Below are 16,110 nucleotides of genomic sequence, written 5' to 3'. Positions count from 1 at the left end.
CCCTTCCCACACCCTCCCAGAACCCTCACAGCTGTCCGGCCCCGTTTGATGGCATTCGCACAGTCGAGCGGGAGATCATGGCCGCGCATCGGTTGACGCGCACGAAGAACCAGCCGTCAAGAACCAGCCACGAGGAACGGACAGGGATTCACGTGGACATCGCGGACGGAGGGCGGCTGCGGCCCCCCGTGGCACTGCTGGGCACCTGGAGCCTCACCCGGCTGCTCCTGCTGCTGTTCGTGTTCAAGGTGTTCGTCTTCCCCGGCCCGGACGTCACGAGCGACGTCTCGGTGACCTACCACGGCTGGTACGAGGTGCTGCGCGACGGCACCTTCCCGCTGGCCGACGTCACCTGGCAGTACCCGCCCGCGGCCGCCCTCGCGATCCTCTCCCCCGCCGCCCTGCCCTTCCTGGACTACGCGTCGGCGTTCTTCGTCCTGGCCTGCCTCGCCGACCTGGCCGTCCTGTCCCTCCTCCTGTACTCGGGGGTGCGCCCCGGCCGGACGCGGCGCGGCGCCTGGGTGTGGGTGGTGGGCGTACCGCTGCTGGGCCCGACCGTGTACGCGCGGTACGACGTGATGGTGACCGCCGTGGCGGTGGCCGCGCTGCTCGCCGGGGCCCGGCATCCGCGCCTCATGGGCGCCCTGGCGGGCTTCGGGGCGCTGCTGAAGGTCTGGCCGGCGCTGCTGCTCGTGGGGGCCGTACGGCGCCGGGCATGGGCCTCTGCGGCCGTCACCGTGGCCGCGCTGGCGTCGGGGTTCGCGGTGGCCATGCCCGGCGCCTTCGCCTTCCTGACATTCCAGGGCGACCGGGGCACCGAGGTGGAGTCGGTGGGCGCCCTCGTCTTCCATGTCGGCCGGCACTTCGGCTGGGAGGGGCAGGTGGCGTTGAACTACGGCTCCATCGAGTTCCTGGGCCCGTTCGTGAAGACGGTGAGCACGGTGGCGCTGCTGCTGACCGTCGCCGCCTTCGGCTGGCTGCTGCTGTGGCGGCTGCGCGCCACCCGCTTCCTGCCGCACACCCTCGCGGACGCGGCCTTCGTGGCGGTGCTGCTGTTCACGGTGACCAGCCGGGTGATCAGCCCGCAGTACCTGGTGTGGCTGGTCGGCCTGGCCGCCGTCTGCCTCGGCTTCCGGGCCAGCCGTATGACCCTGCCCGCCGCCCTGGTCGTCGCGGCCTGTCTGGTGACGGTCCTGGAGTTCCCCATCGGTTTCGGACACGTGGTCGCCAGCGACGCCTACGGCATGACCCTCCTGTTCACCCGCAACGGCCTCCTGGTCGTCGCGGCCCTCACAGCCGCCCTGGAGCTGTGGCGCGCGACGGCCCCGCCCCGGGCGCAGCTCCCGCCGCTGCCCGACCAGGCCACCCGCGCCAGGCAGACTCAGCCGAGCTGATCGCGGAGATACTCCCGCCACAGCGCCGTGAACTCAGCGGGCGTCGTCCCCAGCACCTGCTCCATGGCCCCCTCGACGGCCCCCGCCCGCTTCCCGTGCGCCCCCGCGGCCCGGTAGAACTCGCCGAGCCGCACCTCGCCCCACCGGTCGGCGATCATCCGGCAGGCCAGCCAGCCGCCCTCGTACGCCTGGGCCAGCTTCGCCCCGTCCCCGCCGAAGCCGAAGTCCGCGTCCCTGGGAAGCGCGTCCGGCGTCTCGCCCGAGGCCACGACACGGGCCAGTTCGGGCGCCGCCTGGACCGCCGTACGGCCCGTGGACCGGTACCCGACCCAGTCCGCGTACCCCTCGGAGAGCCACAGGGGCGTGGCGGCCGTGGTGGCGGTACGGGTCGCCACGTGCGTGGTCTCGTGGGTGAGCACGACCTGCTTGCCGAAGTCGCCGAGCACGCCGTACGCGTCCGGGTTGACGATGATCCGGTCCGCCGGCGCCTTCACCGACCCTCCCGTCTCCCCGGTCGTGACGGCCGCTATCCCCCGGTACGAGGAGGCCGGCGACCCGAGCAGCCCCGCCATCCCCTCCAGCGACTTCGGTATGAGGACCACGACCCGCCGCGTCCACGCCCCGCCCCACGCCTCGGTCACCGCCGGCACGGCCCGGTCGGCGAGGCCCGCGTACCGGCGCAGGGTCTCCGGTGACTGGCCGACCCCCAGCACAAGGCTGTGGGTGCCGCGTACGGCCTCTACGGTCCCCTGGTCCCACAGCTGTTGGCCCGTCTTCCGGGCGGGCCGGTCGGCGTCGACGTACCACTGACCGTCGCCCCGCTCGGTGAGGCTCAGTGTCCGCCCGACCTTCACGGGGGCCCTGTCGATGCCCTCGACGCGGTAGCTCAGCTCCACATCCGCGGTGGCCTCGCCACCCTCGGTGCGGTGCAGGGCGGTCAGGCGGTACGACCAGGCCGCCAGCGGGAGCGCGCGCAGCCGACTGAACTCCGCCGGCGCACCGGTCCGCGCGTACGCCGGTGCGTCGCCGTCGAGGACGGCCGCCGCCCGCCGGTCCAGCAGCCGTCGTACGTCGGCGGACGCGGTGTCGGTTCCCGACCGGCCGCCGCACGCCACGAGGGAGCCGAGCGAGCCGACCAGCAGCCAGAGCACCACGACCCGGACCCGCCACGCACCCCACCCACGCCTTCGACCCGCCACGCCGACGATCGTACGGGGCGATTGTCGAGAAATCAGTAAAGGGAGTTGCTGCGGACGTTCAGACCCTGCTCACCCGTGCTCAGACCCTGGTGACCGACGAGACCGGCATCATGCCCACCGGGTCGTACCGCACGGGCGCGCCCGGATAGGGGGCGTGGATCACCTGGCCGTTGCCCACGTACATCCCGACGTGGCTGGCATCGGACCGGTAGGTGACCAGGTCGCCCGGCTGCGCCTGGGAGAGCGGGACCTGCTGCCCGGCGTACCGCTGGGCCTGCGAGGTGCGCGGCAGGGAGACCCCGGCCTTCGCGTACGACCACTGCATCAGGCCCGAACAGTCGAAGCCGGAGGGCCCGTTGGAGCCCCAGATGTACGGGCTGCCCAGCGCCGCACGGGCAGCGGCGACGGCGGCTGCCGCGCGGGCGCTCGGCGCGGCGGCGTTGCCGGGGTCGGGCAGGTCGGCGCGGTCGGAACGGGAGGACCGGTCGTAGGCGGCGCGGTCGGCGGACGGCAGCGAGTTGAGCAGCGCCCGCGCCTTCGCCAGCTTCCGTTCGACGGTCCTCTTGTGCGCGGCGACCGCCTTGCGGCTGCGGTCGAGCTCGGTGAGCCTGTCGGTGGCCTCCGTGCGCTCCTGGTCGAGTTCCCGCAGGGCGGCCTGGAGTTCCCTCAGCTCACCGGCCTGGTGGAAAGTGATCCGGTCGAGCGCGGCGGCCTTCTCCAGGTACTCGTCCGGGTTGTCGGAGAACAGCAGGGCGAGCGAGGGATCCATGCCCCCGGCCCGGTACTGGGCGCCCGCGAGCGAACCGAGCGCCTCCCGCATGGTGTTGACGCGCTGCTGCTGCCGGGCGATCCGGTCCTGTGCCCGGGTCACCTGCTCGCGCAGCGCGTCGGCCCGCTCGTCGGCCCGGTTGTAGGACTCGGTGGCCTTCTCGGCCTCCGCGTAGAGCCGGTCGACCTCGGCCCGGGTGTTGTCGGTCGGCGCGGCGGTGGCCGACGGGACGGCGGCGCCGAGCGCGGCCACGGTGGCGGACAGCACGGTCAGAGCGGCGCCCGCGGCGCAGCCCCGGTCGAACCCGGACGGTGCAAGGCGGCGATGGAACCCCACGAGAAGCCGCACTCCTTCCGCTGGCGGACGCTGACGTTCCCCCGATGTTGGGGGCGCGCCAGACAGTAGCCGTGCGACTACGTGCGGGCCAAAGACCTCGACGGCCACACACAGTGACGCCCCGCCTATGACGCAGGTCATCGGCGGGGCGTGGGGTCAGCGGAGGGTGTCGTGATTCGCCCGTTCGGGCGTCAACGTGTCCTGATCTTGAACCGACCCGGAAGGAGTACGACGATCCGATCCGGCGACGAGAGGATCAGATCCGTACGCCGAACTGGAACGGCATGTTTCCGATCGACTCGTACCGCACGACCGTGCCGCTGCGCGGCGCGTGCAGGACCTGGCCGTTGCCGGCGTAGAAGCCGACGTGGTGCAGGTCGCCGTAGAAGATGACCAGGTCACCGACCTGGAGCTGGCTCTGCGAGTAGATGCGCGTACCGGCGTTGGCCTGTTCCTGCGAGGTCCGGGGGATGTGAATACCGACCTGGGCGAACGCCCACGAGGTGAAGCCCGAGCAGTCGAAGGTGGAACTGCCGTCGGCGCCGTAGACGTACGGCGAGCCGATCTTGCTCTGCGCGGCGGCGTACGCGGATCCGGCGCGGCCCGTGACGGCCCCGCCGCCGCTGTCGAGGGCGGAGCGCTGGCTGGCCCGGCTGGCGCGGGCGTCCTCGGCGGCGATGGCCGCCTTCTGCGCGGCCGTCATCGAGTTGAGAAGCTTGCGCGCCTCGGTGAGCTTGCTCTGGACTTCCTTCTTCTTCTTGGCCAGCTCGCTGCGGGTGTCCGCGAGGTCCTTGAGCTTCTCCGTGGCCTCGGAGCGCTGCTGGGCGAGCGAACGCTGCTTCTCCGTGACCTTCTTGAGCGTCTCGACCTGCTGACTGCTCAACTGGTCCATCGTGGACGCCTTGTCGAGGTAGTCGTCCGGGTCGGCGGAGAGGAAGAGCTGCACGGAGGGGTCGATGCTGCCGGTGCGGTACTGGGCGGCGGCGGCGAGTCCGAGGCTGTCACGCAGCTCGTTGAGGTCTCCCTGGCCGCGGGCCACGTTGTCCTGGAGAGTGGAGATCTCCTTCTCCAGCCGGTCCTGCTTCTCCTCGGCCCCGTTGAGCTTCTCGCTGGCCTGCTCGGTCTGCTCGTAGAGCTTGTCGACCTTCGCCTTGACCTCGTCCATGCTCGGCTTCTCGCTCGGCGCGGCGTTGGCGGCGTTGGCGCTGAGGGCCACGGCGGCTGCGGCGGCGGTGGTGAGCACGGTCACGCGGGTGCGGCTCGGCTGCTTCGGTCGACGATGGGACGCCACGGAGGCGAACTCCTTCTTCTCCCGCCGTCACTCCCTTTGAGCGATCACCCGAGCGGAGGTTCGAGGCACGACCCTAGTGACCTTCCTGTGATCAGTTCAAATCCTGGCATGAAAAATGTTTGTCACTCACCGCATTTTTTACACACAACACACATACAGCGATGTTCGATTGACGCTACGTTGCGTAACACTTCGGCACTATTCTGCACAGGTCTGCCAATTCGACCATTACGCCCAAGCGTTGTCAGCCGCGCGAGAACCGCTTCAGCAGCACCACCGAAGCCACCGGCCGGGCACCCGCCTTGGCGATCCCGTCGGCCACCTCGCGGTCCGTCGACACGACGATGACCGGCCTGCCGGGCGGCTCCGCGCGCACCAGCTGACGGATCAACTCGTCGGCGGTGACACCGGGCTTGGAAAACAGGACGCGCACCCCGCGCGGCGGCGCCAGCAGCACCGGAGCGGCCAGCTCGGCCCCGTCGAAGACACAGGTCACCTCGGCGCCGGTCTGGGCGGCAAGCTGCGAGAGCTGGCCGAGCAGCCTCAACCGCTGCTTCTCCAGGGGCATTTGGGGATACCCGGTCTTGGTGACGTTGTAGCCGTCGACGACCAGATGGGCCTGCGGCAGCGCGAGGAGCTGGTCGAGGATGGCAGGGTCGTTTTCGGACAGTGCTCGCGCAGCGATGTCCTTCGGAGTCATTCGTCCCGGTTCGACCGCGTCCACGGTCTCGGCCGGCCGCACCGACACCGGCGGCAGTGCCAGCTCCCGCCGCAGCCCCTGGGCCGCGTCGAGCACGGTGTCGAGCAGCAGCCGTACGCGCATGTCCTCGACGCTGCGTCCCTCCCGGGCGGCGCGTCTGCTGGCCTCCAGCGCGGCCTCGACCTCGACCAGCCGCCCCTTGAGCCGCCGCGCCTCGCTCTCGGCCGCGGAGACCTGCGTGTGCCCCTCGGTGCGCAGGGTCTCCATCTCGGCGTGCACCTTGCGCAGGGCCGCCTCACCGCGCTTGACGTCACTGAGGGCGGCGCGCAGCTTGCGGTGCAGCGACTCGGCTTCCTTCTTGGCCGACTCCAGCTCCGTACGCAGCCGCTCGGTCTCGGTACGGGTGTGATCGCGGGCGGCGGTCAGCTCCTCGCGCAGCCGCTCCAGTTCGGCCCGGCTCTCGTCGTCGGCGCGCTCGGCGTCGGCACGCTGCGCCTCCTCGCCGGCCGCGGTGACAAGCTTCACCCAGCCCGTGGGCCGCAGCACATAGGCCGCGGCGGCCACGTCCAGCGGATCGGCGGCCGGGGGCGGCGAACCGGCGTCGAGAGCACCCGCCAGCTCCGGCTGGGCCTCCCTCAGCTTCTCCCCGATGCGCTGCCGGAACAGTGTGTCGGTCTCCAGCGCGGCGGCCATCGCGTTACCGGCGAACTTGGCCCGCCGATTGGGCGCGAACCGCGCGTACTGCCGTAGCTGGGCGGGCAGTTCGGCCACGGTCAGCCCGCCGAACCCGTCGGAAACGATCTGTACGACGCGCCTGCGCACGCCGTCGGGCAGCGGGCGGTCGAGCACCTCGGCGGCGCCGTCGCCCGGCTCCCCGCCTGTGGTCTCCACCATCCGTCACCCCAACCAGTTCCGGTGCGGGGCCTGCTCCCGTCAGGAGCCGGCGCCCGGCCTGTCCACGAGTTCCACCTGATCCACGGCGTTGCACCAACGGCAGCGCACCGACTCGATGGTCTCACTGACCACCTCGCGCTCCTCCACCTTTGGATCTCCGGAGAGGTCGAGGTGCACGTACTCCACGACCTTCGAGGAGCGGGTCACGTCGAAACGCGTGAGGTTGCCGCAGAGAGCACAGCGCCACCGGGTCGAGTCGGTAGGCAGAGGAACCGTCATCGTGGATATGTTCGCTTTCCTTCTAGTATCCGTGCTGCGCCAGTTTGCCTGGAGCGTGTGGCTCGTAACCCTAAGGCCTGGCGGGTACCCACCGCCCGTCCGTCCACAGCGGCGAGGCGGTCTGCACTGTTCGGTCCCGTTACGTCATGCTCTGTATCCATGATCGGCGAGTTCGAAAAGTGGCGTACGGCAGTCCACAGATCGGTCCGCGCCCAGTCGGCGCCGGTGACGTACGGGCTGATCGCCGTCTGCTGCCTGCTCTTCGTCATCGGCCCCGCCTCGGGCCTGAACCCCGGATACGGCACCGGGGACGCCCTGCTCGCCGCCCAGCGGGCCTACTTCCGGCGCTGGGGCGTGGTCCCCGCCGACCTCTTCACGGGCGCCCCGCGGGCCACGCTCACCCCTGTCACGGCACTGTTCGTGCACGGCAGCTGGGTCCACCTGCTGGGCAACATGCTCTTCCTCTACGTCTTCGGCGCGATGACCGAGGAACGCCTCGGCCACCTGGAGTTCGCCCTCTTCTACGTGGGCTGCGGCTATCTCGCCCTGCTGGGTTACGCCGCCGCCAACGCCGGCTCGCAGCAGACGCTGGTGGGGGCGTCCGGTGCGATCTCGGCGATCCTGGGCGCGTTTTTGTACCTCTTCCCCGGCGCCCGCGTCACAAGCCTCTTCCCGTTCCTCTTCTTCCTCCCGCTGCGCTTCCCGGCCTGGCTGACCCTCCCGTTCTGGGCGACCCTCCAGTGGGTGGCGGCGGGCCGGGCGTCCTCCGGGCCCGGGGTGGCGTATCTGGCGCACGTGGTGGGGTTCGGGCTGGGCTTCGTCCACGCGTGGGTGCGACATCGGCGTACCACTAGAGTGAGTTCCGCCCCAGCGTCGGCCACCGAGGGAGAGAACCAGCCGTGATCACCGCGATCGTGCTCATCAAGACCAGCGTGGACCGGATCCCCGAGATCGCGGAGTCGATCGCCGGCCTGGACAGCGTGAGCGAGGTCTTCTCGGTCACCGGTACGTACGACCTGATCGCGATGGTCCGTGTCAAGGCCCACGAGGACCTGGCGGAGATCATCCCCGGCAGCATCAGCAAGATCCCGGGCGTGGAGGCAACAGACACCCACGTGGCGTTCCGCACGTACTCCCAGCACGACCTGGAGGCGGCGTTCGCGATCGGCCTGGACAGCTAGACGCCTTCAACGCTGACGCTTCGGGCTCCGCCGGCAAATCCAGCCCCGGCGGGCACCATCCAGCCCCTCCGGCGTTCGAGGAGCGGGGCCCGGGGGCAGAGCCCCCGGGGACGGGCCGGGTAGGGCGGCGGGGGCGGTCAGACCGCCGGCACGCAGCGCCCGTCCTCGGTCCGGTACTGCCACCGAGCCCCATCCCGCACAAGCTCCTTCACCGCACCCACAAACCGCTCCACGTGCTCGTCGGGGGTGCCCGCACCGAAGCTCACCCGAATCGCGTTCAGCGACTTCTCGCCGGGGGCAGCCTCCGGGGCGCCACACTCCCCCTGAGTCTGCGGGTCACTGCCCAGCAGCGTCCGCACCAGCGGATGCGCGCAGAACAACCCGTCCCGCACCCCGATCCCGTACTCGGCGGAAAGCGCCGCGGCGAAGTGCGAGCTGTTCCAGCCCTCGACGACGAACGAGATGACGCCGACGCGCGGGGCGTCGTCGCCGAACAGCGAGAGAACCCTGACCTCGGGCACCTCCGCCAGCCCCGCCCGCACGGTGTCGATCAGGTGCTGCTCCCGAGCCACGAGGGCGTCGAAGCCGGCCTCGGTGAGGGCCTTGCAGGCGGCGGCGATCGAGTAGGCACCGATGACGTTCGGCGAGCCGGCCTCGTGCCGGGCGGCGGTGTCGTGCCACTCCACGTCCACTCCCCCGTCCGTGCGCCGCGTGACCTTGCGGCTGGCGCCGCCCCCGGCGAGGTACGGGTCGGCGGCGCGCAGCCAGTCGGCGCGGCCGGCCAGGACACCGGAGCCGAAGGGCGCGTACAGCTTGTGGCCGGAGAAGGCGACCCAGTCGACGTCCAGGTCCTGGACGGAGACCGGGTGGTGCGGGGCCAGCTGGGCGGCGTCAAGGACGATCCGGGCACCGTGCGCGTGGGCGGCGTCGGCCAGCTCCCGTACGGGCCACAGCTCACCGGTGACGTTGGAGGCGCCGGTGACGCAGACGAGGGCCGGGCCCTGGCCCCCCTGAACAGATGCGGTACGGGCGGCGAGGGCCTCCTTAAGGGTGGCCACGGCCTGCTGGGGGGTGCGCGGGGCGTCGAGGTAGGTGACCTGCGCGTTCTGCCAGGGCAGCAGGGAGGCGTGGTGCTCGGTCTCGAAGACGAAGACCTGGCAGCCGTCGGGGAGGGCGGCGGCGAGGAGGTTGAGGGAGTCGGTGGTGGACCGAGTGAAGATCAGCTGGTCGTCGGCGCGGCAGTCCAGGAACTCCGTGACCGTCCTGCGGGCGTTCTCGAAGAGGTCCGTCGACAGCTGGGAGAGGTAGCCGGCACCCCGGTGCACGCTGCCGTAGTAGGGCGCGTACGCGGCCACGTCGTCCCAGACCCGCTGGAGGGCGGGCGCGCTGGCGGCGTAGTCGAGCGCCGCGTAGTTGACCTCGCCGCCGGTGACGAGCGGGACGGTGACATCACGGCCCAGAACAGCCAAAGGCCCCGAAATGTCACAGCAAACGGCCTGGTCGGCGGCAAGGGTGGAGACAGACATGGCGAACTCCCGTGAGAGGCAAGAGGAATCGCTGTGCGAGCGGACGTGGCTCAGCACAGGAAAAAGGTGAAAAGGGTGCGCGGAGGCGGGGCTCGGCAGCCCTATCGCATTCGCTTGCTCACGGAAGACTCCCTCGAACGACCAGGACCCCTGGTATCGAGAGGGGCCCGCGCTTGCCGTAAGCCTTGCTGCCTACGGCCTGGTCTTCATCCCGGGGCACCCCGCCACGGACGGAGGGTTGCCGGACAGTCGGCCGGGGCCTCATGACTGTCACTCATGACCTGGTACAGAACGTACGTGAAGTGATCGACGCCCCGCAACCCGTGTCCGGATCGCGGGACGCCCATCAACAAGAAGGCAAGAGAAGCGGGGAAGAGAGAAAGAGGGGAATCGAGGAAGCGCTACGCGTTGCTGGCCGCCGCCCACCGCTCCAGCGTCCGCTTCGCCGCCCCGGAGTCGACGGATTCCGCGGCCCGCGCCATCCCGGCGCCGATCTGTTCGGCCAGTGAACCCGGCCCCGGGTCCAGCGCCACCAGTGCGGCCGCCGAGTTGAGCAGCACGGCATCCCGTACGGGCCCGGTCTCGCCGTCCAGCAGCCGCCGGGCGACCGCCGCGTTGTAGGAGGCGTCGCCGCCGCGCAGCGCCTCCACCGGGACCAGTTCGATGCCCACGTCGCGCGGGTCGAAGGTCTCCTCCGTCACCTTGCCGTCCCGGACGACCCACACCCGGGAGGTGGCGGTGATCGTCAGTTCGTCGAGGCCGTCGTCGCCCCGGAACACCAGGGACGAGTTGCCGCGCTCGGCGAAGACACCGGCGACGATGGGCGCCATCCGGGGGTCGGCGACCCCGACCGCCTGCGCCCTGACCTTGGCGGGGTTGGTCAGCGGGCCCAGGATGTTGAAGACCGTCCGGATGCCCAACTGGCCTCGCGCGGCGCCCACATGACGCATCGCCGGATGGAACTTGGCCGCGAAGCAGAAGGTGATCCCGGCTTCCTCGGCCACCTCGGCCACCCGCTTCGGCGTCAGCTCCAGATTGACTCCGAGCTGCCCCAGCACGTCCGACGCCCCGGAGGCCGAGGAGGCCGCCCGGTTACCGTGCTTGACGACCTTGGCGCCCGTGCCGGCGATGACGATCGCCGACATGGTGGAGATGTTCACCGTGTTGGCGCCGTCGCCGCCGGTGCCGACGATGTCGACGGTCGGCCCCGGCACCTCGATCACGTTGGCGTGCTCGTACATCGCCTCGACGAACCCCGAGATCTCCTCGACGGTTTCACCCTTGGCCCGCAGTGCCACCACGAACCCGGCGATCTGCGCGTCGGTGGCCTCACCGCGCATGATCAGGTTCATCGCCCAGGCGGTGTCGGCGGCGCTCAGGTCATGGCCGTCGAGCAGGCCGTTCAGTACGCGGGGCCAGGAACGGACCGCCGCGGTATCGCCTCCGGCGGGGTTCACAGCGCTCATTTGCCGCTCCTGGGGTAAGTCCCTGCGGAACTCCGCGGGACTCCTAGTGGAATGGGAACACCCTATCCAGCCCGGCGGCACGGCGAAGGGCCCCGTCCGGTGTACGGACGGGGCCCTTCTGCCGTGTGTGGCGAAGCGGGGTGATCAGTGGTGGCCGTGGCCGCTCGTGATCTCCTTGTACTCCTCGGCGGTGGGCTTGGCGATCTGGCTGTCCTCGCCGTAGTACGACTTGCTGAGCTTGGCGCGCAGCTTCTCCGTGCCCTTCACCTTGCGCTCGACACCGTTCTCATCGACGGTCACGCCGATCGCGGCCGGCGCGTACTGCTCGTGCGCGGTGAGGGTGTGCAGGGCCTCCTGGCTGAGCGGCTCGTGCACCTCGATGAACTCACCGTGCGGCAGACGCTTGATGATGCCGGACTCGCGGCCGTGCAGCACCTTGTCCTTGTCGCGGCGCTGGAGGCCGAGGCAGATCCGCTTGGTGGCGATGAACGCGAGGACCGGGGCGACGAAGAACGCGATCCGTACGAACCAGGTGATCGCGTTGATCGACAGGTGGAAGTGCGTGGCCCAGAGGTCGTTTCCACCACCGATCAGCAGCACCATGTACCAGGTGATCCACGCGACACCGAAGCCCGTACGGGTCGGCGCGTTGCGCGGGCGGTCCAGGATGTGGTGCTCGCTCTTGTCGCCGGTGACCCAGGACTCGATGAACGGGTAGACCGCGATCGCGACCAGGACCAGCGGGAAGATGATCAGCGGGATGAACACACCCAGGACGAGCGTGTGACCCCAGAAGTTGATCTCCCAGCCCGGCATGACACGGATCAGGCCCTCGGAGAAGCCCATGTACCAGTCGGGCTGCGCACCGGTCGACACCTGGTCCGGCCGGTAGGGGCCCATGGTCCAGATCGGGTTGATCGAGGCGATGGCAGCGATGACCGCGATGACACCGAAGACCAGGAAGAAGAAGCCTCCGGCCTTGGCCATGTAGACCGGCAGCAGCGGCATGCCGACGACGTTGTTGTTCGTCTTTCCGGGGCCCGCGAACTGCGTGTGCTTGTGGTAGAAGACCAGGATCAGATGGCCGACCACCAGGCCGAGCATGATGCCCGGCAGCAGCAGTACGTGGATCGAGTAGAACCGGGACACGAAGTCGCCGCCGGGGAACTCGCCGCCGAACAGGAAGAACGACAGGTACGTGCCCACGACCGGCACGGACAGGACCGCGCCCTCCATGAAGCGCACACCGGTACCGGAGAGCAGGTCGTCAGGGAGCGAGTAGCCGGTGAACCCGGTGAACATGCCCAGGACGAACAGCAGGAACCCGAACAGCCAGTTGACCTCGCGGGGCTTGCGGAACGCACCCGTGAAGAACACGCGCATCATGTGCACGAACATGCCGGCGAGGAAGATCAGCGCCGCCCAGTGGTGGATCTGCCGGATCAGCAGACCACCGCGCACATCGAAGGAGATGTGCATGGTCGAGTTGAAGGCCTCGGACATCAGCTGGCCCTGCAGCGGGATGTAGCTGCCGTGGTACTCCACCTCGTTCATCGACGGGTGGAAGAACAGCGTCAGATACACACCCGTGAGGATGATGATGATGAAGCTGTAGAGGCAGACCTCGCCCAGCATGAACGACCAGTGGTCGGGGAAGATCTTGCGCATGTTGGCCTTGGCCAGGGAGTAGATCCCCAGCCGGCCGTCGGCCCAGTCGGCGACACGCTCACCGGCGGGTGCCTTCTCACGCGACGAACGCGCGTCTGTGTTTGCCGTAGTGCTCATCCGCGCTCCCAGAAGGCAGGACCGACGGGCTCGGAGAAGTCGCCGAGCGCCTCAAGGTAGCCCTCGTCGTTCACGCCGATGCGCAGCTGCGGCAGGGCGTGACCGGCGGGGCCGAAGATCACCCGGGCGCCGTCGGAGAGGTCGAAGGTGGACTGGTGGCAGGGGCAGAGCACGTGGTGCGTCTGCTGCTCGTACAGGGAGATCGGGCAACCGACGTGGGTGCAGATCTTCGAGTACGCCACGATGCCCTGGTAGGACCAGTCGAGCTCGCGCTTGTCCTTGATGTTGTCCGGCTGGATGCGGACGATCATCAGGGCGGCCTTGGCGATCTCGGTCTGGAACTCGTGGTCGTCCTCCTCCAGGCCCTCGGGCTTGGCGAAGGTGAGCGAACCGACCGCGATGTCCGAGGGACGCAGCGGCTCGTTCGTGTTCATGTTGACGAGCTGCTTGCCCTTGGACCACATGGTGTGGCGGAGCTTCGTGCCGGGCAGCGGGCCGAGGTCGCGCAGCAGCATGACGCCGGAGAGCGGGAACAGGGCCAGCGCACCGAACATCGTGTTGCGGACCAGCTTGCGCCGGCCGATCGCGGACTCTTTGGCGCCCTGCTTGAAGTCGGCCAGGACCTTCGCCTTGACCTCGGGCGGCGCGGAGATCGCGTGCCGCTCGTCGACGAGTTCCTCGTCGGACATCAGGGTGCGGGCCCAGTGGACCGCGCCCGCGCCGATCAGGAAGAGCGCCAGGCCGAGGGAGATCCCCAGCGCGAAGTTCAGCGCGCTGAGGTGCCCGATCGGGAAGACGTAGATCGCCTTGTCGGCCGGGATCGCCACGTATGAGGCGATGAAGGCGACGGTGGCCAGCATCGACAGCGTGAACAGGAAGGCGACCGCACGCTCGGACCGCTTGGCGGCCTGCTCGTCGATGTCCTGGACGCGGTGTTCGTGGGGCGGCAGCCCCGGGTCCGCGAACGGGTTCTTCTCGTCCGCGACGCCCACGGCGCCGTGTTCGGTTTCCTGCGCAGCGGGCAGGTTCTCTTCTGGAATGTCTTGGCTACTCATGACTTCTTGGCCTTTGCGGTCCGAGCGGCGACCCAAACGGCGACCGCGATCAGCGCACCGAGGCCGAAGATCCAGCTGAACAGGCCCTCACTGACCGGTCCGAGACCGCCCAGACCGAGGCCGCCGGGCTCAACGGTGTCCTCACTGTTGACCGCGTCGAGGTACGCGATGATGTCCTTCTTGTTCTTCTCCGACAGCGTCGTGTCGGGGAAGGACGGCATGTTCTGCGGGCCGGTCTGCATGGCCTCGTAGATGTGCTTCGGGTCGACACCCTCAAGGTCCGGGGCGAACTTGCCGTGCGTGAGCGCACCGCCCTTGCCGGTGAAGTTGTGGCACTGGGCGCAGTTGGTGCGGAAGAGCTCGCCACCCTTGGCGATGTCCGCGCCGTTGGGGCCGTACTGCTCGTCGGTCGGCACGGACGGACCGGCACCCAGCGACGCGATGTACGTCGCGAGCTGGTCGATCTGCGCCTGCGAGTAGATGTTCTTCTTCTTCGGGATCTGCGCGCCCTGCGAGGTCGCGGCCGGCATGCGGCCGGTCGCCACCTGGAAGTCGACCGCCGCGGCGCCGACACCCACGAGGCTCGGACCGTCGGAGGACCCCTTACCGCCGGTGCCGTGGCAGCTGGCGCAGCCCACGGAGTACAGCCGCTGGCCCTCGGTGATGGTGAGGGACTGGGCGGTCTCATCGGCGTTTGCCTTGCCCGCGGGTGCGAGCGTGCCGTACAGCCCCCCGATGGCCGCCAGCGCGATGAGTAGGACGACGACCGCCGCCATCGGATGGCGTCGTCGTGCGGAGAGCTTTTTCACGGATTACCCCGGTGTCAGGATCTTCAGCGTCGAGTCTTCTGGAGGTATCGGGCGGACCCGATGTGAGGATCGGGCGGGCCCGGCTACTTGATCATGTAGATCGTGGCGAAGAGCCCGATCCAGACGACGTCGACGAAGTGCCAGTAGTAGGACACGACGATCGCGGCGGTCGCCTGCTCATGAGTGAACCTTCGCGCCGCGTACGTCCTGCCGAGGACGAACAGGAAGGCGATGAGACCACCCGTCACGTGCAGCCCGTGGAAGCCGGTGGTCAGGTAGAACACCGAGCCGTACGGGTCGGAGGAGAGCGAGAGCCCGTCCTTCTTGACCAGCTCGGTGTACTCGAAGATCTGACCGCCGACGAAGATCGCACCCATCACGAAGGTGACGATGAACCACATCCGGAGCTTCTTCACATCACCGCGCTCGGCGGCGAACACGCCGAGCTGGCAGGTGAGGGAGGAGAGCACCAGGATCGTGGTGTTCGTCAAGGAGAACGGGAAGTTCAGGCTTGACGCCATCTCCTTCCAGTGATCCGGACCGGTCACCGATCGCAGGGTGAAGTACATCGCGAAGAGGGCCGCGAAGAACATCAGCTCGGAACTCAGCCAGATGATGGTTCCGACGCTGGTGAGGTTCGGCCGGTTGACCGACGGGTGCGCGTGCCCGGTTTCTACTGTCGTTGCTGTCGCCACGACCGACATTATGTCGGTCGCTTATCCCGCCCTCACCCCGGGGGGTGCCGTTCGGAGTGTCTGCGGGGTGTGTCCAGCCCGTATGGCCCATCGGACGGCCCTCGAAGCGGTGTTCCAGCCAGTGATCCAGCCGGTGTTGACGAGGTGTTCAGCCAGAGTGTTCAAGGGAGTAGCATCCGGCCCAACGGACCCGGTCCGTCTGTCCGTACGACGCTGATGTCTCGGAGGAACAATGCAGCCGACCGCCACGGTGCTGGTCTACAGCGACGACTCCAACACCCGCGAGCAGGTGCGGTTGGCGACGGGGCGGCGGCCCGCTCCCGACGTTCCCGCGGTCGAGTTCCTCGAGTGCGCGACGCCTGCGGCTGTGCTCAAGGAGTTGGACAAGGGCGGGATCGATGTCTGTGTGCTGGACGGTGAGGCCGTGCCCATGGGGGGCATGGGGATGTGCCGGCAGATCAAGGACGAGGTTTTCGAGTGTCCGCCGGTGCTGTTGCTGATCGGGCGGCCGCAGGACGCGTGGCTGGCGACGTGGAGTCGGGCCGACGCGGCGGTCACCTTGCCGGTGGATCCGGTGGAGTTCGCGTCGGCGTTGGCTTCTCTGCTGCGGTCGAAGAGGGCTTTGAGCGCCTAGTGGGGTGAGGGCGCGGTTCGGTTGGCGGGTGCGGGTGCGCTGTGGCTTGTCACACCCCGCGGCGGAGCCACGAATGTCACAGCCCCGCGCCCCTGAA

15 protein-coding genes and 1 riboswitch are annotated in these 16,110 nt (G+C 69.2%); of the genes, 4 read left to right on the top strand and 11 right to left on the bottom strand.

Going from position 1 to position 16,110, the window contains the following annotated elements:
* The first annotated feature begins 152 nt into the window (after positions 1-152).
* On the top strand, positions 153-1,394 hold the full coding sequence (locus tag OG734_RS36275) for a glycosyltransferase family 87 protein (RefSeq protein WP_330291654.1): 1,242 nt from the start codon (positions 153-155) through the stop codon (positions 1,392-1,394).
* Here OG734_RS36275 and OG734_RS36270 read toward each other — a convergent pair.
* The 5 genes from OG734_RS36270 to OG734_RS36250 all read right to left on the bottom strand — a co-directional run bounded on the left by OG734_RS36270 (position 1,382) and on the right by OG734_RS36250 (position 6,862).
* Entirely contained in the window at positions 1,382-2,593 is a 1,212-nt protein-coding gene (locus OG734_RS36270) for a hypothetical protein (RefSeq protein ID WP_330291653.1), read from the bottom strand. The genes OG734_RS36275 and OG734_RS36270 overlap by 13 nt on opposite strands.
* A gap of 79 nt (positions 2,594-2,672) precedes the next feature.
* A complete protein-coding gene (locus tag OG734_RS36265; protein ID WP_330291652.1) occupies positions 2,673-3,698 on the bottom strand; it encodes a C40 family peptidase in 1,026 nt (341 codons plus the stop codon).
* Between the two features lie 256 nt (positions 3,699-3,954).
* Positions 3,955-4,989, bottom strand: coding sequence for a C40 family peptidase (locus OG734_RS36260; protein ID WP_330291651.1), 1,035 nt, complete (start codon positions 4,987-4,989; stop codon positions 3,955-3,957).
* A 244-nt stretch (positions 4,990-5,233) separates the two neighbouring features.
* A complete protein-coding gene (locus tag OG734_RS36255; RefSeq protein WP_330291650.1) occupies positions 5,234-6,583 on the bottom strand; it encodes an NYN domain-containing protein in 1,350 nt (449 codons plus the stop codon).
* A 39-nt stretch (positions 6,584-6,622) separates the two neighbouring features.
* Entirely contained in the window at positions 6,623-6,862 is a 240-nt protein-coding gene (locus OG734_RS36250; RefSeq protein WP_330291649.1) for a hypothetical protein, read from the bottom strand.
* A gap of 159 nt (positions 6,863-7,021) precedes the next feature.
* Between OG734_RS36250 and OG734_RS36245 the strand changes: the two genes are divergently transcribed.
* The gene (locus OG734_RS36245; RefSeq protein ID WP_330291648.1) at positions 7,022-7,765 is read left to right on the top strand and encodes a rhomboid family intramembrane serine protease; all 744 of its coding nucleotides are present in this window, start codon (positions 7,022-7,024) and stop codon (positions 7,763-7,765) included.
* Positions 7,762-8,043 carry an Lrp/AsnC family transcriptional regulator gene (locus OG734_RS36240; protein WP_330291647.1) on the top strand — a complete coding sequence of 94 codons (282 nt, stop codon included), beginning with the start codon at positions 7,762-7,764 and terminating at the stop codon, positions 8,041-8,043. The genes OG734_RS36245 and OG734_RS36240 overlap by 4 nt, the downstream gene beginning before the upstream one ends.
* A gap of 137 nt (positions 8,044-8,180) precedes the next feature.
* On the opposite strand, the gene OG734_RS36235 is transcribed toward OG734_RS36240, so the two are convergent.
* The 6 genes from OG734_RS36235 to ctaE form a co-directional block, all read right to left on the bottom strand.
* A complete protein-coding gene (locus OG734_RS36235; RefSeq protein ID WP_330291646.1) occupies positions 8,181-9,569 on the bottom strand; it encodes an aminotransferase class V-fold PLP-dependent enzyme in 1,389 nt (462 codons plus the stop codon).
* Between the two features lie 164 nt (positions 9,570-9,733).
* Positions 9,734-9,851, bottom strand: a riboswitch (SAM riboswitch).
* Positions 9,852-9,970: 119 nt separating this feature from the next.
* A complete protein-coding gene (gene trpD / locus OG734_RS36230) occupies positions 9,971-11,035 on the bottom strand; it encodes an anthranilate phosphoribosyltransferase (RefSeq protein WP_330291645.1) in 1,065 nt (354 codons plus the stop codon).
* A 144-nt stretch (positions 11,036-11,179) separates the two neighbouring features.
* Positions 11,180-12,820 (bottom strand): cytochrome bc1 complex cytochrome b subunit, encoded by a 1,641-nt coding sequence (qcrB, locus tag OG734_RS36225; RefSeq protein WP_330291644.1) that lies wholly within the window; start codon positions 12,818-12,820, stop codon positions 11,180-11,182.
* A complete protein-coding gene (qcrA, locus tag OG734_RS36220; protein ID WP_330291643.1) occupies positions 12,817-13,875 on the bottom strand; it encodes a cytochrome bc1 complex Rieske iron-sulfur subunit in 1,059 nt (352 codons plus the stop codon). The genes qcrB and qcrA overlap by 4 nt, the downstream gene beginning before the upstream one ends.
* Entirely contained in the window at positions 13,872-14,684 is an 813-nt protein-coding gene (gene qcrC, locus OG734_RS36215) for a cytochrome bc1 complex diheme cytochrome c subunit (protein ID WP_330291642.1), read from the bottom strand. Before qcrC ends, qcrA begins: the two co-directional genes overlap by 4 nt.
* Positions 14,685-14,767: 83 nt before the next feature.
* Positions 14,768-15,388, bottom strand: a complete 621-nt coding sequence (gene ctaE, locus OG734_RS36210) for an aa3-type cytochrome oxidase subunit III (RefSeq protein WP_330291641.1) — start codon at positions 15,386-15,388, stop codon at positions 14,768-14,770.
* A gap of 223 nt (positions 15,389-15,611) precedes the next feature.
* Here ctaE and OG734_RS36205 point away from each other — a divergent pair, with 223 nt between their 5' ends.
* Complete coding sequence (locus OG734_RS36205; RefSeq protein WP_330291640.1) at positions 15,612-16,013, top strand: hypothetical protein; 402 nt, start codon at positions 15,612-15,614, stop codon at positions 16,011-16,013.
* Positions 16,014-16,110 lie beyond the last annotated feature (97 nt).

Origin of the sequence: Streptomyces sp. NBC_00576, from assembly GCF_036345175.1 — a bacterium.
GTDB lineage: Bacteria > Actinomycetota > Actinomycetes > Streptomycetales > Streptomycetaceae > Streptomyces.
This window is presented reverse-complemented; position numbering and strand designations above follow the sequence as displayed.

What these genes read in the sequence shown, in the direction of transcription:
- OG734_RS36205 (WP_330291640.1), top strand. Translation starts at nt 15,612, where the DNA reads ATGCAGCCGACCGCCACGGTGCTGGTCTACAGCGACGACTCCAACACC.
- trpD (WP_330291645.1), bottom strand. Translation starts at nt 11,035, where the DNA reads ATGAGCGCTGTGAACCCCGCCGGAGGCGATACCGCGGCGGTCCGTTCC.
- qcrB (WP_330291644.1), bottom strand. Translation starts at nt 12,820, where the DNA reads ATGAGCACTACGGCAAACACAGACGCGCGTTCGTCGCGTGAGAAGGCA.
- qcrA (WP_330291643.1), bottom strand. Translation starts at nt 13,875, where the DNA reads ATGAGTAGCCAAGACATTCCAGAAGAGAACCTGCCCGCTGCGCAGGAA.
- OG734_RS36255 (WP_330291650.1), bottom strand. Translation starts at nt 6,583, where the DNA reads ATGGTGGAGACCACAGGCGGGGAGCCGGGCGACGGCGCCGCCGAGGTG.
- OG734_RS36245 (WP_330291648.1), top strand. Translation starts at nt 7,022, where the DNA reads ATGATCGGCGAGTTCGAAAAGTGGCGTACGGCAGTCCACAGATCGGTC.
- OG734_RS36250 (WP_330291649.1), bottom strand. Translation starts at nt 6,862, where the DNA reads ATGACGGTTCCTCTGCCTACCGACTCGACCCGGTGGCGCTGTGCTCTC.
- ctaE (WP_330291641.1), bottom strand. Translation starts at nt 15,388, where the DNA reads ATGTCGGTCGTGGCGACAGCAACGACAGTAGAAACCGGGCACGCGCAC.
- OG734_RS36235 (WP_330291646.1), bottom strand. Translation starts at nt 9,569, where the DNA reads ATGTCTGTCTCCACCCTTGCCGCCGACCAGGCCGTTTGCTGTGACATT.